General features: G+C 46.1%; 15 protein-coding genes and 8 tRNA genes. 11 read left to right on the forward strand and 12 right to left on the reverse strand.

From position 1 onward, the window contains the following. Nucleotide 1: 1 nt before the first annotated feature. Entirely contained in the window at nucleotides 2-2,635 is a 2,634-nt protein-coding gene (locus Q7S83_00240; GenBank protein ID MDO8466561.1) for an HAD-IC family P-type ATPase, read from the reverse strand. A 34-nt stretch (nucleotides 2,636-2,669) separates the two neighbouring features. Between Q7S83_00240 and Q7S83_00245 the strand changes: the two genes are divergently transcribed. From Q7S83_00245 to Q7S83_00255, 3 genes are all read left to right on the forward strand, one after another. Then, a complete protein-coding gene (locus Q7S83_00245) occupies nucleotides 2,670-3,095 on the forward strand; it encodes a phosphoribosyltransferase (protein MDO8466562.1) in 426 nt (141 codons plus the stop codon). Beyond that, a complete protein-coding gene (locus Q7S83_00250) occupies nucleotides 3,092-3,286 on the forward strand; it encodes a hypothetical protein (GenBank protein MDO8466563.1) in 195 nt (64 codons plus the stop codon). Before Q7S83_00245 ends, Q7S83_00250 begins: the two co-directional genes overlap by 4 nt. An 89-nt stretch (nucleotides 3,287-3,375) precedes the next feature. After that, nucleotides 3,376-3,465, forward strand: a tRNA-Ser gene (locus Q7S83_00255). A gap of 214 nt (nucleotides 3,466-3,679) precedes the next feature. Here Q7S83_00255 and Q7S83_00260 read toward each other — a convergent pair. Then, nucleotides 3,680-4,180 carry a GNAT family N-acetyltransferase gene (locus tag Q7S83_00260; GenBank protein ID MDO8466564.1) on the reverse strand — a complete coding sequence of 167 codons (501 nt, stop codon included), beginning with the start codon at nucleotides 4,178-4,180 and terminating at the stop codon, nucleotides 3,680-3,682. Nucleotides 4,181-4,307: 127 nt separating this feature from the next. On the opposite strand from Q7S83_00260, the gene Q7S83_00265 reads away from it, so the two are divergent. After that, nucleotides 4,308-5,129, forward strand: coding sequence for a hypothetical protein (locus tag Q7S83_00265; protein MDO8466565.1), 822 nt, complete (start codon nucleotides 4,308-4,310; stop codon nucleotides 5,127-5,129). Nucleotides 5,130-5,161: 32 nt separating this feature from the next. Here the strand turns inward: Q7S83_00265 and Q7S83_00270 are convergent, their stop codons facing one another. The 4 genes from Q7S83_00270 to Q7S83_00285 all read right to left on the reverse strand — a co-directional run bounded on the left by Q7S83_00270 (nucleotide 5,162) and on the right by Q7S83_00285 (nucleotide 6,801). Then, nucleotides 5,162-5,695 (reverse strand): dihydrofolate reductase, encoded by a 534-nt coding sequence (locus Q7S83_00270; GenBank protein ID MDO8466566.1) that lies wholly within the window; start codon nucleotides 5,693-5,695, stop codon nucleotides 5,162-5,164. Continuing rightward, nucleotides 5,692-6,525: a thymidylate synthase gene (thyA, locus tag Q7S83_00275; protein MDO8466567.1), complete on the reverse strand. Its 834-nt coding sequence runs from the start codon at nucleotides 6,523-6,525 to the stop codon at nucleotides 5,692-5,694. Before thyA ends, Q7S83_00270 begins: the two co-directional genes overlap by 4 nt. Before the next feature lie 68 nt (nucleotides 6,526-6,593). Continuing rightward, nucleotides 6,594-6,664 (reverse strand) — tRNA-Ala (locus Q7S83_00280). A 65-nt stretch (nucleotides 6,665-6,729) separates the two neighbouring features. Continuing rightward, nucleotides 6,730-6,801: transfer RNA gene (locus Q7S83_00285), tRNA-Arg, on the reverse strand. A gap of 132 nt (nucleotides 6,802-6,933) precedes the next feature. On the opposite strand from Q7S83_00285, the gene Q7S83_00290 reads away from it, so the two are divergent. The 4 genes from Q7S83_00290 (at nucleotide 6,934) to Q7S83_00305 (ending at nucleotide 7,952) form a co-directional block, all read left to right on the forward strand. After that, nucleotides 6,934-7,107, forward strand: coding sequence for a DUF5679 domain-containing protein (locus Q7S83_00290; GenBank protein MDO8466568.1), 174 nt, complete (start codon nucleotides 6,934-6,936; stop codon nucleotides 7,105-7,107). Nucleotides 7,108-7,206: 99 nt separating this feature from the next. Further along, a tRNA-Ser gene (locus Q7S83_00295) sits at nucleotides 7,207-7,296 on the forward strand. Continuing rightward, nucleotides 7,297-7,367: transfer RNA gene (locus Q7S83_00300), tRNA-Ala, on the forward strand. It abuts the tRNA gene before it with no gap. A gap of 81 nt (nucleotides 7,368-7,448) precedes the next feature. Continuing rightward, nucleotides 7,449-7,952 (forward strand): acyl-CoA thioesterase, encoded by a 504-nt coding sequence (locus Q7S83_00305; protein MDO8466569.1) that lies wholly within the window; start codon nucleotides 7,449-7,451, stop codon nucleotides 7,950-7,952. Nucleotides 7,953-7,962: 10 nt separating this feature from the next. Here Q7S83_00305 and typA read toward each other — a convergent pair whose 3' ends face one another. Together typA and Q7S83_00315 are read right to left on the reverse strand one after the other, a co-directional pair. Then, nucleotides 7,963-9,789, reverse strand: coding sequence for a translational GTPase TypA (gene typA, locus Q7S83_00310; GenBank protein MDO8466570.1), 1,827 nt, complete (start codon nucleotides 9,787-9,789; stop codon nucleotides 7,963-7,965). A 97-nt stretch (nucleotides 9,790-9,886) separates the two neighbouring features. Then, nucleotides 9,887-9,957 (reverse strand) — tRNA-Gly (locus Q7S83_00315). Between the two features lie 106 nt (nucleotides 9,958-10,063). Between Q7S83_00315 and Q7S83_00320 the strand changes: the two genes are divergently transcribed. The 3 genes from Q7S83_00320 to Q7S83_00330 all read left to right on the forward strand — a co-directional run bounded on the left by Q7S83_00320 (nucleotide 10,064) and on the right by Q7S83_00330 (nucleotide 10,931). Further along, nucleotides 10,064-10,666 (forward strand): hypothetical protein, encoded by a 603-nt coding sequence (locus Q7S83_00320; GenBank protein ID MDO8466571.1) that lies wholly within the window; start codon nucleotides 10,064-10,066, stop codon nucleotides 10,664-10,666. A 97-nt stretch (nucleotides 10,667-10,763) separates the two neighbouring features. Then, nucleotides 10,764-10,834: transfer RNA gene (locus Q7S83_00325), tRNA-Pro, on the forward strand. Nucleotides 10,835-10,859: 25 nt separating this feature from the next. Continuing rightward, nucleotides 10,860-10,931 (forward strand) — tRNA-Arg (locus Q7S83_00330). A 482-nt stretch (nucleotides 10,932-11,413) separates the two neighbouring features. Here Q7S83_00330 and Q7S83_00335 read toward each other — a convergent pair. The 4 genes from Q7S83_00335 to Q7S83_00350 form a co-directional block, all read right to left on the reverse strand. Further along, a complete protein-coding gene (locus Q7S83_00335) occupies nucleotides 11,414-12,142 on the reverse strand; it encodes an ice-binding family protein (GenBank protein ID MDO8466572.1) in 729 nt (242 codons plus the stop codon). Nucleotides 12,143-12,321: 179 nt separating this feature from the next. Next, the gene (locus Q7S83_00340; GenBank protein ID MDO8466573.1) at nucleotides 12,322-13,848 is read right to left on the reverse strand and encodes an ATP-binding protein; all 1,527 of its coding nucleotides are present in this window, start codon (nucleotides 13,846-13,848) and stop codon (nucleotides 12,322-12,324) included. A gap of 22 nt (nucleotides 13,849-13,870) precedes the next feature. Continuing rightward, nucleotides 13,871-14,539, reverse strand: a complete 669-nt coding sequence (locus Q7S83_00345; GenBank protein ID MDO8466574.1) for a response regulator transcription factor — start codon at nucleotides 14,537-14,539, stop codon at nucleotides 13,871-13,873. Nucleotides 14,540-14,654: 115 nt separating this feature from the next. Continuing rightward, nucleotides 14,655-16,139 (reverse strand): AAA family ATPase, encoded by a 1,485-nt coding sequence (locus Q7S83_00350; GenBank protein ID MDO8466575.1) that lies wholly within the window; start codon nucleotides 16,137-16,139, stop codon nucleotides 14,655-14,657. Nucleotides 16,140-16,147: the final 8 nt, after the last annotated feature.

The raw sequence follows: 16,147 nt of genomic DNA on the forward strand, positions 1-16,147 counted from the left end.
CTCAATCCCCATTCAACTTCCAGCGACGGGAGATTAGCTTTCCGATTTCGATTGCGAAAATATTTAATATGCCCACACCCACCACTCCCGCCAGCCAGATCGGCGGAAGAGCTACCGTGCCCATAATTCCCTGTAATGGCGCCCAATAAATAGCGGCGAGTACTAAAGTGAAACCGACGGCAACTCCCAGGATCAACAATGGATTAGATAGCGGGTTATAAGAAAAAATTGGCCCGCGCAAACTACGGACGGAAAAGATCACAAACAAAGAGGAGGTGGTGAAAGAGGCGAAAAGCGCCGTCTTCACAATTTCCAAATCGAAACCATGAGTGGCCAGATAGTAATAAAAAATAAAGAACAATGCGCTAGTGGGCACGCCAATAAGCAAAGTCAGCAGGGCCATTTCTTTATCAAACAAATTAATAGATGTTTTACGCCGCTTCGTCATTACCTGATCAATCCGATCCTCAAAAGCCAATGCTAATGCCGGGAAAGTATCGGCGATGAAATTCACGAAAAGAATCTGAATAGCGGTCAGGGGTAAAGACAAACCGAACAATAATGCGCCTCCGATTAAGATCAACTCACCGAACAAAGCAGTCGAAAGATAAACGATTACTTTCCGGATATTCTCCAGAATTCTCCTACCCTCCTCGATAGCTGACACAATTGTGGAAAAGTTATCATCAAGCAACACCAAATCGGAAACATCCTTTGCTACATCCGTGCCGGAACCCATCGCCACCCCAATATCGGCTTCTTTCAATGAGGCGGCGTCGTTAATACCGTCCCCCGTCATCGCCACCACTTCACCTGCTTCCTTAAAAGCCTTTACGACGCGTAGCTTACCCTCCGGACTGACCCGAGCCACGATCTTCAAAATTGCCAGCTTATTTTTCAACTCCACATCCGACATCGCATCCAACTCCGCGCCGTCGATTACCTCATCTTCATCAACGTGAAAGCCCAGCTCTTCAGCAATCGCCTCCGCCGTACCGCGGTGATCTCCGGTAATAATAACGGTGCGCACGCCCGCCTGCCGGACTTTCTGAATCGCCTCCTTCGCTCCCAATCTCAACGGATCTCGGAAAGAAACCGTTCCCAGAAAATGCAGACCCTGCATATTGGATTTTTCCCGCAAAGAATATTCCTTCTGACCTTTTATTTCCTTGATTGCCAACCCAAGGACCCGCTCTCCGCTATACGCCATCTGGTCTACCTCCTTAATCATCCTTTTCTTTTCTTCTTCCGGCAGATCTGAATTGCGGATTAATATCTCCGGCGCGCCGAAAACATTCAACCGAAAAGGGAATTCATCGCCGTCTTTCATTAAAGAAGCGGAGTATTTATTTTTGGAAGTGAATGGCAAATAATCCAGCAATTCAACTTTCTTTTTTACATCATGCAGCAAAATTCCCACTCGCGCGGCCGCCTTCACTAATGCCGCCTCCAAGGGGCGGCCGATTATTCGCCATTTGGAGTAATGCTCGCGGAAATTTTCCACCACTACATCTGTATTTAAAAGGGCCAGACGCAGAATCTCGTCTTCATTGTAGCTCTTAGAAAAAACCACAATCTTAGCCAACTCCATTTTGGCTTGCGTTAACGTGCCGGTTTTATCGGTCAAAATAATTGAAGTATTGCCCAGAGTTTCCGCGGCAAGCAGTTTACGAACTACCCCGTTCTTTTTTGCTAATCTCTGCACGCCAATCGCCAAGATAACCGTCAGCGCTACCGGTAAACCTTCCGGCACAGCCGCAACCGCAATAGCAACCGAGATTAAAAACATTTCCAAAATCGGCCGGCCGGAATATAGCCCAATAAAGAAAACAATCAACGTCAGCGACATCAATACCGCACTAGTCTTCATACTAAAGCGGAAAATTGCCCGTTGAAGCGGTGTGGTTTCTTTTTCTGAAGCGGCCACCAAGCCGGCAATGCGGCCAAGCTCCGTATCATGACCGGTAGCGCAGACTACGGCATTGGCAAAGCCCTGCACCACCAGGGTGCCGCTGAAAACCATTGATTTTCGGTCGGCCAAGACGGCCTTAAAGCTTAAGGGCTCGGTGGTTTTATTCACCGGCAAAGATTCTCCGGTTAAAATCGCTTCATCTACTACGAAATCATTCAGATAAACCAGCCGGCAATCAGCGGGTACTCGATCGCCTTGAGTAAGATGAATAATGTCTCCCGGCACCAGACCAATCGCATCAATTTCTAACTCTTGACCATCCCGAAAAGCCCGGGTACGTTCTATTATATAAGTTTTCAAATGTGATAAAGCCGCTTCCGCCTTATTCTCCTGATAAAATCCTAAAATAATATTGGCCGCCACTGCCGCAAGAATTACGCCGGCGTCTTTCCAGTCTTTTAAAAACAACGTCACACCGCTAGCGGTCATCAACAAAATCAACATCGGGCTCTTGAATTGCGAAAAGAATATCTTCAGGGCTGAAAGTCGCAGCTTCCTCGGCAGCTCATTGACACCGAATAAATTCCGGCGCTCTTTTACTTCGGCCTCTGACAAACCGCTGCGAGTAGTCTCTAAAATATCCAAAGCCTCCCCAATAGGCAGGGCCCAAAATGATCTCTGCAATATGTCCCGCATTACTGGCATACTTAATGATTTTATCATAGAATGACGCCAGTTCTTATTAAGGGGAAATTGGATGGTCGAAGTTCCCGAAAACGTACAGAAATTCTACTACCCGTGGGAACAATTTGACGCGGACGTGGAAAAGATCGCGCGAGCAGTCGAAGCGAGCGGAAGAAATTTCAAATATGTATATGGGATTCCGCGTGGCGGCTGGCCGCTGGCTGTCTGCCTGTCGCACAGAATGGAAATTCCCATCAGAGCCGAAGATCCATTCGATCCGATCATCAATTGGGGCTCTCGCAAACAAGAGCATCTCGAAACAACTTTCATCGTCGACGATATTGCCGATACCGGCAAACAGCTCAAGCCTCTCAAAGACAGAGGATACTTTATAGCCACACTTTTTTATCACCGCCAGAGTACGTTCATTCCGGACATCTGGATCCACGAAAAGAAAAAGGAGTGGATCGTCTATCCTTGGGAAAAGGAACCGCGATGAGTCAAGACCAGAATCCGAGTATTGAACGCCACTGCACGAAAGAGAATCCTTGGGACCACGCCCCATTCGATCCCACCAAGGAAACCATCATTCATAACGACGCCGAAGAGACCTGCCCTGAATACGACGGAAATCTGGTTCCCTATAGATGCCCGCATTGCGGACATGAATTCACGGTAGATATGAGCTAGTCCCCTATTTCCACATATTCTCCGCAGCGATGCGGGGATTTTTTATTTGAAATAATCACTAAAAAAACTTATAATGTCTTTAGTCAAATGGAAGCGTGGCAGAGTGGTCTAACGCGCCGCACTTGAAATGCGGTAAGCCCGCAAGGGCTTCGAAGGTTCGAATCCTTCCGCTTCCGCCAAAATTGAGAACATCCCAACCGGGGTGTTTTTAATTTTGCTGAAGGATTCGAACCGAGCGTCACCCCGTCCAGGAAGGATTCGGAAACCGAAGGTGTCCGAATGGGGGTCGGGGTGACGCGAATGGTTCGGCGAGGTTTGGGGCCGTCCGGCACAAACCGAAGCGTAAATCCAATTTCCGCTTCCGCCAAAACAAAAAACTGCCCTAGGGCAGTTTTATAGTTTCTTGCGAAAAAGAGTACTGTCGCGCTTTTCAAAACCCAACTTCAAATAAAGCTTGTGGGCCGCGGCTCTGTCCGGACCATTACCGGAAGACAAGTTAACACTCTTCAGATGCAACGCTTGAGCAACTTCAAGTAATTTCTCCATTAGCTTAACGGCGATTCCTTGACGCTGATAATTTTCGTCAACTACTACATCTTCAATATAGCCATTGATAACAGAGAACTTCTGATGAATAAACATCATCGCCATCCCCGCCACTTTCATTTCGAGAGGATTTCCATAATCGATAGCCAGCGCGGTAATCGTACGCTCCTGCCGGCACGCTGACCAAAATTCATCGGTGTTCAGCAAAGGAGCTGATTTAGACTTAGAAAGCTGTTTGAGTAGATTACAGATGCCGACTTTAAACTCCGACCGGCAGCTATCCAAATAATTCCAAGTCTGAACGTGTGGAGGAAGATTAAACCCACTCCGTGCCTCGATCTCAATCATTCCAGTCTCCCTTTCGCCGCCTCAAAGTTCCGAGGAATAGTATGCCGTTCCTTGCCTATCCAGTCAACTTGTTCATATACTATTTGCGTACCTTGAAACTAGAGATTGCGTAAATCGAGGAGGCTTCATGAACGGAGCGCAGACCGGCGCCAGTGCCGCAAGCGCCTCCAGAATCATGGGGCGCGCCTGCATTACTATTGAGGAAGTGCTGGAACTTTTTCCGGAAGCCAAGGCTTGGGTGAATCCTGCCGATTATCAGCGAGTGCCCTTCAGCACAAGAACTCTCTATCATCTCGCCAAACGCCACTGGGAATATATTCTTTTCCCGGCAATCCCCTGCCGGCTACAAAATGTTTACCCGCCAAATCCGGAAGGGCGGGGATTCCTTTCCGTGCAGATGATCGAACAGCTCTTTCAAAATAAATTCCAAAAGATCATGGTTTCCACTATCCGCAGCGAGCCAATCCTTAATGCTTGGTCGATTGCCAATGCTACGGCTGACCATAAGCAACTCTACCGGGTATCTCCCCACGCCCTGAATCTTGAAGCGAACACCAATCAGCCGACCAATTACAAACAGCTCTACCGAGTACTCGCCCACAAACTCAACAACCACTACCAGCCGAACAAATGGTACTTGCTGTCGAGCCAAGTGCTTAAGCTTAGCAGTATTCCCGGCACAAAAAGGCTTGGAAATCTGCCCTCTAAAATTGAGCACTCGATAACTTATATTTACGCCTGGCTGCTCTATTGGAAGCTGCGAGAGAAATCTCTTTTCAGTACCCGGCCTTTCCGTTGTGCCGACTACTACGCCCCCAACAAAAGCAAAGCGGAGGTCGTACTCCGATTCGGTGATGCCGAAATTATGATCGGTCAGATGGAGGAAAGATTGAAGCCAAAATTGGGCATCGTCCGTTCCCTGCTCTGCTTCGATAAAAAATCAGAATAAAAACCCCGTAAAGCGCGAAGTGCGCCACGGGGTTATTTTTTTCTTTCCAATACGGCGAAATGATAAGTATAAGGATTACCTTTGCTGGGCTGATGCATTTCTTGCTCAACCCAATTCCATTCTTCCCAAACTATTTCCGGAAAGTAAGCATCTCCCTCAAAGCCCTCATCGATACAAGTCAGATACAGCTTGTCTACCAGATGTAGCACCGCACTGAAAACTTGCGCGCCGCCGATGAAAAACAATTCTGTTTCGCCGGTCATTTCAATAGATGCCACAACTTCGTGTAAAGATTTCACTTTGTGAAATCCGGCTCCGCCTCCGCCAGAAAGGGCGGATAGCGGATTGAAGTCGGAGCTGCGCGTGAGCACGTAATTAACCCGTCCGGGTAATGGCCCGCCAAGCAATCCGACGATTGATTCAGCGGTTTTTCTGCCCATTACTACCGCATGGCCAGAAGTAATCTTCTTGAATCTCTTCAAATCAGCAGGCAGACGCCAAGGCAACTGACCATCTTTACCGATAACTCTTCCCTGTGAGCAGGCCGCGATGATTGAGAGTTTCATACTGCCATCGGCGCGTAAATATGGGGATGCGCTTTATAATCAACCAGCTTAATGTCGTTCATGGTAAACCTGTCGATGTCATCAATGTCCGGATTAAGCCACAATTTCGGCAAAGGATATGGCTCCCGCTGAAGCATCAATTCAGTTGCATTTTTATGATCGAGGTCAGTGTAAATATGAACGTCGCTCAAAGTCATGATTAATTCGTGCGCAACAGTATCAGTGGCTTGCGCAATCATATTGAGAAGTAATGCGTAAGACGGAATGTTGAACGGGACGCCGAGAACCATATCGCAGCTCCTTTGGAAAAGATGCAGAGAAAGTTTGTGGTCGCTATTAACATAGCAATGAAATAACGTATGACAAGGAGGCAAACACATTTCATTCAATTCGCCAGGATTCCAAGCGGTAACCATATGTCGCCGCCCGAAAGGATCCTTTTTGATTCCTTCAATTAGGTTGCGTATTTGATCAATTTCTACACCACCATAGGTTCGCCATTTACGCCACTGAACTCCATAAATTCTCCCGACATCCCCGTCAAATTTCGCTTTTGGTTTCCAATAATCTGAATTAGCGTTATCGTCCCAAATATGACAACCCATTTTCTGCAATTCTTTATTGTCTTGGCTACCAGTCAAAAACCACAAGAGTTCTGCTTTAACCAATTTGAATGGCTCCTGCTTGGTCGTAACGATTGGAAAACCGTCGGTCATTTTGAAGCGCATCTCTCTAACAAATACCGAACGATTATGCCCAATACTAGTACGATCGGGTCGGCCATCACCATTTTCCCAAACATCCTTCAAGACAGCTAGATACTGTTTCACTATTTTCCCTTTCAAAAAAACTAAAATGATTCTAACAAAAATCAGGGATTCCGGCAAAAACTTTTTCGTGGACCTACGGGGAGTCGAACCCCGGCCTCGCCCATGCCATGGGAGCGTAATACCGTTTTACTATAGGCCCTCGTTGAAAGTATTGTATATTTTGCCTTGATTTTCGTCAAAGCCTTATTTAACAGGATCCCAGAGTGCCCTCGCGAGGAATCGAACCTCAATTTACTCGTTAGGAGTGAGTCGTTCTAACCATTGAACTACGAGGGCATGAATTATAGGAGCTTTACCCTTAATCTAGCTTAAACGGAGTAAATATGCTACAATTACCCCATAAGCTTAAATAGGCTCGCCGAAGGCGGCTAAAGCTTAAAAGGTCTAAATTTAAAAAATCAAAACAAAATGGCAGACGTTACAACAGGCTATTGCGTTAAATGTAAGGCCAAAGACCGAAAGATGGTCAATGCTACGGAAGTAGCAATGCAGGGAAAAGGAGGAAAGCCTCGCCGGGCTATGACTGGCACGTGCGAAGTTTGCGGCACAAAGATGTTCCGCATCATGGGCAATAAAGTCTAGTATTTGTTTAGGCCTAAACAAATTGAGTGAAACGCCCGTCCGCCAGTTGGCGGATGGGCGTTTTGCTAGGCCTTTGCTAATATTTTGGCAGGGGTCCATGGAGGGTTGGCAGAGTGGTCTAACGCGCCGCACTCGAAATGCGGTTGGGAAGAAATTCCCTCGGAGGTTCGAATCCTCCACCCTCCGCCAGGGCCTATAGTTCAGTGGTAGAACGCCTCGTTTGCAACGAGGAGGGGGGAGTTCGATTCTCCCTAGGTCCACCGATCAAAAAACCAGACTAAAGTCTGGTTTTTTGATAACTTAATTGCTAAACTTCAGCCGGAACATTAAAGGAGTAATGGATGAGCCTGGAACCGAAGACCGCGAAAGAGTCAGCGATTAACGACTACCCCTACATTCTCTTTGAAACCGATATCAATCCGCGTGGCACCGCATTCGGCGGACGAGTCATGGAAGTTGCCGACAAGGTAGCCGCAATTGTTTCCCGCCGACACAGCAGAGTGGATTGCGTCACCCTGCAAGTGGACTCTCTCAAATTTATCGGCCCAGCCGTAAAGGGCGAGGTGTTGGTCTACAAAGCCGCAGTAAACCGGGTTTGGAGAACCTCAATGGAAATTGGGGTGAAGGTCTACGCTGAAAGCCCGCGAACCGGAGAACGGCGCCACGTTGTCAGCGCCTACTTCACCTTCGTGGGAATCGGAGATGATAGCCGGCCGATTACTTTGCCTCAAGCCATTCCGGAAACTGATGAGGAAAAGCGCCGCTATGAAAAAGCTGATTTGCGCCGCCAGCGCCGCCTGAAAGAAGACAGGGAAGATTCAGAGAATAAAAAAATAACCCCGTGAGGGGTTATTTTTATGCCTGCTTTTTATCCTTCGCTGCCCGGTCGAATTTATTGCGTTCATGCGTGGTAAGAAACGCTTTGCGGAGACGGATATTTTTCGGAGTAACCTCCACTAATTCATCATCGGAAATATAATCCAGGGCATCTTCCAGGCCCATCGTGTGAGGAACCTCTAATCCCTCCTGCACACCGAAGTTTTTGGTACGGAAGTTAGTCAATTCTTTTGTTTTGCAGATATTTACCAAGATATCACCGGCCTTAGCATTCTCACCAACAACCATGCCTTCATATACATCCACCTGCGGACCTATGAAAAGATGACCGCGATCCTGTGAATTCAACAAACCATAGCTATTGGAGATTCCGTTATCAGTAGAAACCAAAGAACCGTGTTGTCCGTCATCCAAATCTCCCTTAATCGGCTCGTAGCCCAAAAAGATACTATTCATAATTCCATTGCCTTTCGTGGCGGTCAAAAAAGGATTACGGATACCGATTAAACCGCGAGTAGGAATAGCGAAATCAATAAAAACTTGGCCTCGATCCACTTTCATATCTTTCATTTCACCTAAACGCTTGCCGAGCATTTCAATAACCGTTCCGGAAAAGGCCTCCGGCGCTTCAATGGAAACTAACTCCATCGGCTCCTGCTTCTTGCCGTCAATATCTTTGAAAATAACTTGAGGCTTAGAAACCTCCAGTTCAAATCCTTCGCGACGCATTTTTTCAATAAGAATCGCTAAATGTAACTCGCCGCGGCCGGCGACTACCCAACGATCCGGTGAGCCGGTCGAAGCTACCGACAAAGCAACGTCAGTTTCTAATTCTTGCTTAAGACGTTCATCTAAATTACGGGAAGTGGTGTGCTTACCGTCTTTTCCGGCGAATGGAGAAGTATTCACGCCAAAAGTCATCTTGATAGTCGGCTCATCGATTTTAATAATCGGCAAAGCTTCCGGATGATCAATGTCAGCAAGAGTCTCTCCGATAGAAACATCAGCAATTCCGGCGATTGCCACAATGTCTCCCGCTCCGGCAGACTCCACTTCAACCCGATTCAAACCGTCAAAAAGCATCACCGAAGTAAGTGAAATCTTTTTCATAACACCGGCGCGATTGATATGCATTACCGGAACTCCCTTTTTCAAAACTCCGGCATAAATTCGGCCGACAGCAATCTTGCCTTTGTAGTTGTCGTAGGAAAGATTCACAGTAAGTACCTGCAACGGTTTACCTTCATTCACTTGCGGCGCAGGAATATATTTCACTACCGCGTCAAAGACCGGCTCAATGTCTTTCATTGCATCTAAATTTGCCTCCAAGCCTGCCTTGCCTTGTACTCCGGAAGCATAGATGACCGGAAAGTTAGCCTGATCATCATTAGCACCCAATTCAACGAATAAATCGAAGGTAGCGTTCAAGGTCCACTCTGGGCGAGCGCCCGGCTTATCAATTTTGTTAATTACCACAATTGCCTTATGGCCGGCCTGGATAGCTTTACGTAATACGAATTTCGTCTGTGGCATCGGACCTTCTTTGGCATCTACTACCAAAAGCACACCGTCCACCATACGCATAATGCGCTCCACCTCTCCTCCGAAATCAGCGTGACCTGGGGTGTCCACGATATTAATTTTATAGTCGTGATATTTTACCGCGACGTTTTTTGCAAAAATAGTAATTCCCCGCTCTCGTTCAAGATCGTTGGAATCCATAATCAAATCTTTATTTCCGTCGCTTTTGATTTTAAAATTTTCCGACTGCTTCAAAAGCGCATCCACTAAAGTGGTTTTGCCGTGGTCAACGTGAGCGATAATTGCGATGTTACGTAAATTCATAATAAAAAAGCCTTGCGGCTCTAAGTTTATAGATTGTACTACACTTGACTTTAAAAGTCAAATGTTGGACTATCTCTGAGCGGGCAGGGGGGGGCTGAGCGGGTAAGGGGAATCGAACCCCTGTCTTTAGCTTGGAAAGCTAAGGTAATGCCATTATACGATACCCGCAGTCGTCAAATCCTGTTTTCTACAATATCATACCAGCGTCTTGATTAAAGTAAAGAAATAGATAAAGTTATAGTAGCTTGCCCCTCATAGGAGGCGGGTCTGTCTTATGGATAAGATTAAAACCAAGCATATTGTGACTGTAATCATGGCCACGGCACTGGTCTTAGTTTTGCGTTATGTGGTTTTTCCGGCTAAGTTTCTGCCTGGAGAATTTTCGGAGGCTCGCATCAAAGGATCCAACGTGGCGCAAAAAATTGTGGAAATTTCCCGCGCCAATCTTGCCCTGCTGGACACAGTCGCGAAATATGACCGGGCCAGTGACCACACCGAAGCTTTGATTGCCATCTCTGCAGCGATTATTCAAAACCAAGACAATCAAGTGGAAGCAATTCGGCTCTCCGAGCAATTAACTACAATGGCGGAGCAGATGCAAAGGATTAGACCATTGAGGGCCAAAGAAATTGCCACCGAAGCAGTGGCTTCAGAGGTTGCTTTGGTAAGCAGGCTTATCTACTACAATAGTTATTTAGCGCAACTTTTTGAAACCTTGAAAGTAAAGTTTGAAAAGCCCTGGGTTGTCTATTTAGATGGCCAGGTTAATGACTTAATCAACAAAATTAACGATGAAGCTCAAGCCATCAATGAATTGAATAAAAAATTCGTTTCTTCGATGGGCGAGTTAGACGTAATTTTTAATATCGGGGAGTAGTACCTGCCTGCCCTCCATGGGCGGGTGAACCGGCAGGCAGGTACCGGCCCGATTCGCCGAAGCTTGAACGAAGCGAGTAGTGCACGTGTTTTGAAAACGGGGCGTAGTATAACGGTAGTACTCAGACTTTGGGAGTCTGTAGCCTGGGTTCAATTCCCAGCGCCCCGATAAATATCGAAGTAATTTTCAAATTGCCCCCGTAGCTCAATGGTCAGAGCGCACGGTTTCTACCCGTTAGATGTGGGTTCGATTCCTACCGGGGGCACAATTTAAAACCAGGACTTAAGTCCTGGTTTTAAATTCATGCTTTCCGTAGGAATCGAACAGCCGCACCCCGTGTTGGAAGGATTCGGAAACCAGAAGGTGTCCGATCCGCCAACTGGCGGAGGGGGTCGGGGTGCGGCGAAGGTGTTCGAGGTTGAGCAAAGCGAAACCCCTGTTCCTACCGGGGGCATATTGCTCAAACAGTTCTCTCGCATCACCAGAGCTCTTTTTGGCCAGCGCCAAAAAGGCTCTTTTCTCTCGGCAGTTCAATTTTGGTTAAAGAGATATTATAACCAAAAACCCGCTTGAACTGCCTCCGAGATATGCTGCTCAAAAACTATTTTCGCGGTTGGACGAAAGCGGGGCGACTTGTAGCCGATTCCTACCGGGGGCACTAATAAAAAACTGCGGCCTAGGCCGCAGTTTTTTACATAACCTAAGTGAATTCTTCCTCGGCATTCGCCTCGGACATTTCCGCTAGAGTTACTTACTCGGAAGTGAAATGGCGTTGGACTGTAACGTAACAGCCGTTTGCGCCAATGCTCTTCCGTTTAACGTTGCGCCGGTTATCATAGCAACGTTTGTTTTAGCCAGAAGATTTCCCTCAAAGTGCGAACCCGCTCCAAGGGTCACAGCACCGGCAACCTGCCAAAAAATATTCTTGGTCTGGGCGCCACCGCTTAAGAGCATCCGCTTGCCAGCGGCCATATCAAGAGTTCCCGCTATCTGGAAGATCCAGACCGCATTCGCGTCGCCTTGGGCGTCGAGCATAAGATCTGTCGGTATCGTCACAGCGGAATCCCATGTGTAAGTACCAGGGAGAAGGGTTTGACCGGTGACAGTTCCGGCCCCTACATTCAAGAAAGAACCAACTCCTGCTGGTCGCCCAGCAACATCAAGGTATACGGCTTCCATGTCGCTTACGGCCTGAGTCAGCAGTGTTGCATCTGTTGTTCTGCATGCAGGGCCAGTAGCGTCAACTGTGTATATCATCCCAGTCACTTCTACACAATCTAATCCGGTAATAGCCGCGCCCGTAATCGGACTTGTTCCGATATTGCCAGTAATCGCAGACGTAGGAACATCAGTAATTCCGGTTTTTGATAGAATCACGAAATTACCCGCCGACAAAAGGTCAACTGAAGTCGCCGGGACAGCTGCAAACAGAGTGGTTACCCCAGCTAGACCGAGTGCCAAGGAGAAGACAGCCAAAGTTACTATTGAATTCTTATTAAACTTTTTCATGTATTTATTATTTATTTATTATTACTTGTTTATTACTACCTACTCTCTAGTATCGACCTTCTTATAAGGTACACCCGGGCTATATTAAAAGCAAGTTAAATTTTAATATACCAACTGTGGATAACTTTAATCTAAACTTAACCATCCTATCGTGCCCTCTTTATTGGCAAAGAGACGCTGAAAATACAGCCCTTACTTTTATTTTTTACACTGACACTACCGCCATGGGCCTCGGCGACCCATTTTACAATTGATAATCCTAGCCCGATGCTGTTTCCGTCAGAATTATGAGACTTATCTGCTCTATAAAATCGTTCAAACACATGAGGTAGGTCTTCTTTGGATATGCCGATTCCATCATCAGCCACGCTTATTGTAACGAATCCCTTGGACTGCTCAGCGAGAATTTCTGTATGACCGTTCTTGTTGCCATAGAGGATAGAATTTTTTATAAGATTGGTGAGCATTTTTTCCAGATACACCTTATCCCCTAAAATAATAAGGCTCGGTATCTTCCTGGCAATTATGGAGATATTTTTTTTATAAGTAATCGCCTTACATCTTCCTATGATGACCGCGATAAGAGACCTAAGATTTACTTTGTCATATACAATTCTATTTTCTAACTCCCCCTTTCTGGAAGTTATCAGGGTGAGATCCGAAAGAATACCGGAGAGATGCTTTATTTCATAGTTTATAGCCAAAAAAGCGCTCCTCAATGACTTTGGGTTTTTTGACTTATCTAGCATAGCCAAATCCACATTGCCTTGGATTATTGCCAAAGGGGTACGGAGTTCATGGGTGGCATCCGCAATTGATGCTACTTTCAATCTTTCTTCTTCGAGGAGTCTGGCTGTCTCTTTCACCAGTTCCAGTTTCTTGCGTTCAGTTATGTCCCGTACGTTACATTGAATAACGCGCGTCTCACCGGCCATGTAAGAATTGCTCACAAACTCAACCTCAATAGACTGTCCGGATTTTGTTTCTAGTGGTAAATCCTCATAACGCAAATGACCTTCTTTTTGTAAAACTTTAAAAGCCGTCCGAGATGCTTTTGTATTTTTAAACGCCCCAACTTCCCATAATTTTTTATTTAAGAATTCACTTTTAGAATAGCCGAGTAATTTCTCTAAAAAAGGGTTTACGTCTGTTATTTGACCGGTTTGAGAATTAAGGATAAGCACTCCATCGTGGGCGGTCTCAAAAAGTCGCCGGTATCTGATTTCCGACTCTTTTAACTTAGTTTTTATTTTATTTTGTTGCTTGGCTTTAAGCCGGAGTGTTTCTGCTGTCACAGCCAGCTTTTGTCTGACACTTTCCTTTTCCTTGGCAGTTACCGCAAGCTGCTTGGCGGTCACCGCCAGCTTACGCCTGATACTTTCCTTTTCTGCGGCCGTCGCAGCAAGTTTACTCCTGATACTTTCCTTTTCTCGAGCAATCGCGGCAAGCTGTTTGGCGGTTACGGCCAATTTGTCTCTGATACTTTCCTTCTCTTTAGCGATTAGGGCAAGCTGTTTGGCTTTGAGTCGGAGTGTTTCTGCTGTCACAGCCAGCTTTTGTCTGACACTTTCCTTTTCCTTGGCAGTTACCGCAAGCTGCTTGGCGGTCACCGCCAGCTTACGCCGAACATCTTCCTTTTCCTTAGCGGTTATGGCGAGTTGTTTTTTTTTCATTATATTTTCAAGACGTACCGAGCTACTCTTTTAGAACAAAGCCCGTGCCGCGTATTGTTTGTATTAAAGGTTTCTTTCTATTTCCATCAATCTTCCTACGTAGGTATCTTATATGAACACTCAACTCATTATTTGTCTCCTCAAATTCAGGTCCCCAGGCATTATCAATAAGCTTTCGTCTATTTACTGCTTCTCCATGATTAGAAAGTAGTACGTCCAAAAGCTTATACTCTTTCGGCGTAAGCGAAATAACTTTACCGGCACGGGTAACTTCGTGCTTCTTCTTGTCCATTTCTAAATCAGCAATCTTTGTTATATCCGGATCAGTTGTTTTTCTACGACGCAACACAGCACGAATGCGAGCGAATAGTTCATTGAGGCCAAAGGGCTTTATTAGATAGTCATCAGCGCCAACATCAAGGCCGGCGACCCGTTCTTCTGTGCTACCCATCGCGGTGAGCATAATAATGGGTGTATGAATCTGATGCTCTCTCAACTCCTTGCAGACAGCAAGGCCGTCTTTCTTCGGAAGCATGATGTCCAAAAGAATCAAAGAATAATTATTTTTCATTGCCTTATCCAAACCTTCTTTGCCGTCATAAGCCACCTCAACGGAATAGCGTTCACTTTTTAGCGCTCTTTTCAATATACTCACCAACTTCTTTTCGTCTTCAATGATTAAAATCGACATATATTTATATATAACGCCTATCATTAAAACTTGCAAGACATATTGTTAAATTTTAATGATATATACAGCTAAGACACACAAATAAAAAATCCCTTAGAGGTTGATCTCTAAGGGATTAGGCTGCGGTTTCCAAACTGTCGAAAACCATTTTTTTGCTGTCTTCCAGAACAACCGACACGGTGTCTCCCGACTTCAGCTGCTTAGTAATCAACAGCCTGACTACCTTCAGGCGGACGTATTTCCGCACCCGCTGCTTCAACAACCGAGCCCCCCATTCCATCCGCTTCATCGCCCGCTGAACCAAATAGTCCTTCACGGCGGGATCAATCTCGATAGTAATCTTAATTCCCTTTTCGGCAATATCCGATTTCAGCAAATTGAGCTGCAATTCAAAAATCTTGCCCATATCGGTCGTGTCCAACGGCCGGAAAACTTCGATACTGTCGAATCGGCCCAACAACGGAATCGGTAAATCTTCATTCGCCTTTTCAAGGGCAAGCTCGTAAATATCTTCGCCGAGCTCGTTCTTGGTTTTGGGATTATTCATCTTAAATCCCAAGGCTTTGTTATTGATGACATCGGCAATCTCTGCGCTGGCTACGTTTCCAGTGGCGATAATGATGCAGTTCTCAAAATTAACCAAAACACCATTACTCTGCTTCAGCTTCCCCTTATCAATAATCTGATAAAGAAGATGGTGCATGTTGCGATGAGCTTTTTCCAACTCATCGAAGAGCACAATTCCTATTAAATTTTTCGGAACGTCTCCGCTGCCATCCCAATCCAATCCGTTCTCATAGTATTCCTTGTCAGTTTTTTCCAGCTTGGCTTCCAATTCTTTCAGTTCACCCTGCATCACGATTAGTTCTTGGAGAATTCTGTTGGCTTCGGCGGCTTCAGCCAAATTCTGATCACCTAGCTTTTTCCACTCGCGGTATACCTGATTCAAACCAATAAACATTTCAGCTGCTGCAGTCTTGTCTTCTTGAATCTGCTTTATAGCAACAAAAATGTCACCAAGCTGTTCTCCCAATTCATAAACCTGTTCCGTGAGCTCATTTGAAGAATTCTGCAAATCCCGATGTCGCGACATCAGGTACAAACGCTTCTTTTTAATCTCACTGATTCTATTGCTGAATACAGACCTTTCAGAAAGCATGCCGTCGTATTTTTCCTGCAACATCTCGAAATGATGCTTATAGATGTTCCAGTTAGTCAGCAACGGATGCTCGCCGGTAGGATCTTCGGGATCTTGAAAGCCTACGTACCCCGGAGGAGAACCGATTAAAGCCGCGGTTTGATGTTCTTGCGCCATCGATTCGCACTCAACCTTCAACAGCGCGTCGGGATTGTTAAAAAAGTATTTAGCCAGCTGTTCGGCGGTTTCCGTTTTTCCGGTACCCGAAGGTCCCAAAAGAAAAAAGGTTCCCATCGGCCGGCGAGGCTCCCGAAAATCCGAAAAGGCAATTTCCAAAGCGTCAGCAACCTGCTGAAGCGCGTGCTCCTGCCCAACGACATTTCCCGTCAAATGCTTCAGAATTTTTTCTGCCTCGGGACCCATTTTTGAGTCATCAAGGCGAACTCTCTTCCGCTCGCTCATGGCGCACC

The sequence above is a fragment of the bacterium genome (assembly GCA_030646995.1).
GTDB lineage: Bacteria > Patescibacteriota > Minisyncoccia > UBA6257 > WO2-44-18 > JAUSKF01.

What these genes read in the sequence shown, in the direction of transcription:
- Q7S83_00240 (MDO8466561.1), bottom strand. Translation starts at nt 2,635, where the DNA reads ATGATAAAATCATTAAGTATGCCAGTAATGCGGGACATATTGCAGAGA.
- Q7S83_00245 (MDO8466562.1), top strand. Translation starts at nt 2,670, where the DNA reads ATGGTCGAAGTTCCCGAAAACGTACAGAAATTCTACTACCCGTGGGAA.
- Q7S83_00250 (MDO8466563.1), top strand. Translation starts at nt 3,092, where the DNA reads ATGAGTCAAGACCAGAATCCGAGTATTGAACGCCACTGCACGAAAGAG.
- Q7S83_00260 (MDO8466564.1), bottom strand. Translation starts at nt 4,180, where the DNA reads ATGATTGAGATCGAGGCACGGAGTGGGTTTAATCTTCCTCCACACGTT.
- Q7S83_00265 (MDO8466565.1), top strand. Translation starts at nt 4,308, where the DNA reads ATGAACGGAGCGCAGACCGGCGCCAGTGCCGCAAGCGCCTCCAGAATC.
- Q7S83_00270 (MDO8466566.1), bottom strand. Translation starts at nt 5,695, where the DNA reads ATGAAACTCTCAATCATCGCGGCCTGCTCACAGGGAAGAGTTATCGGT.
- Q7S83_00290 (MDO8466568.1), top strand. Translation starts at nt 6,934, where the DNA reads ATGGCAGACGTTACAACAGGCTATTGCGTTAAATGTAAGGCCAAAGAC.
- Q7S83_00305 (MDO8466569.1), top strand. Translation starts at nt 7,449, where the DNA reads ATGAGCCTGGAACCGAAGACCGCGAAAGAGTCAGCGATTAACGACTAC.
- typA (MDO8466570.1), bottom strand. Translation starts at nt 9,789, where the DNA reads ATGAATTTACGTAACATCGCAATTATCGCTCACGTTGACCACGGCAAA.
- Q7S83_00320 (MDO8466571.1), top strand. Translation starts at nt 10,064, where the DNA reads ATGGATAAGATTAAAACCAAGCATATTGTGACTGTAATCATGGCCACG.
- Q7S83_00340 (MDO8466573.1), bottom strand. Translation starts at nt 13,848, where the DNA reads ATGAAAAAAAAACAACTCGCCATAACCGCTAAGGAAAAGGAAGATGTT.
- Q7S83_00345 (MDO8466574.1), bottom strand. Translation starts at nt 14,539, where the DNA reads ATGTCGATTTTAATCATTGAAGACGAAAAGAAGTTGGTGAGTATATTG.
- Q7S83_00350 (MDO8466575.1), bottom strand. Translation starts at nt 16,139, where the DNA reads ATGAGCGAGCGGAAGAGAGTTCGCCTTGATGACTCAAAAATGGGTCCC.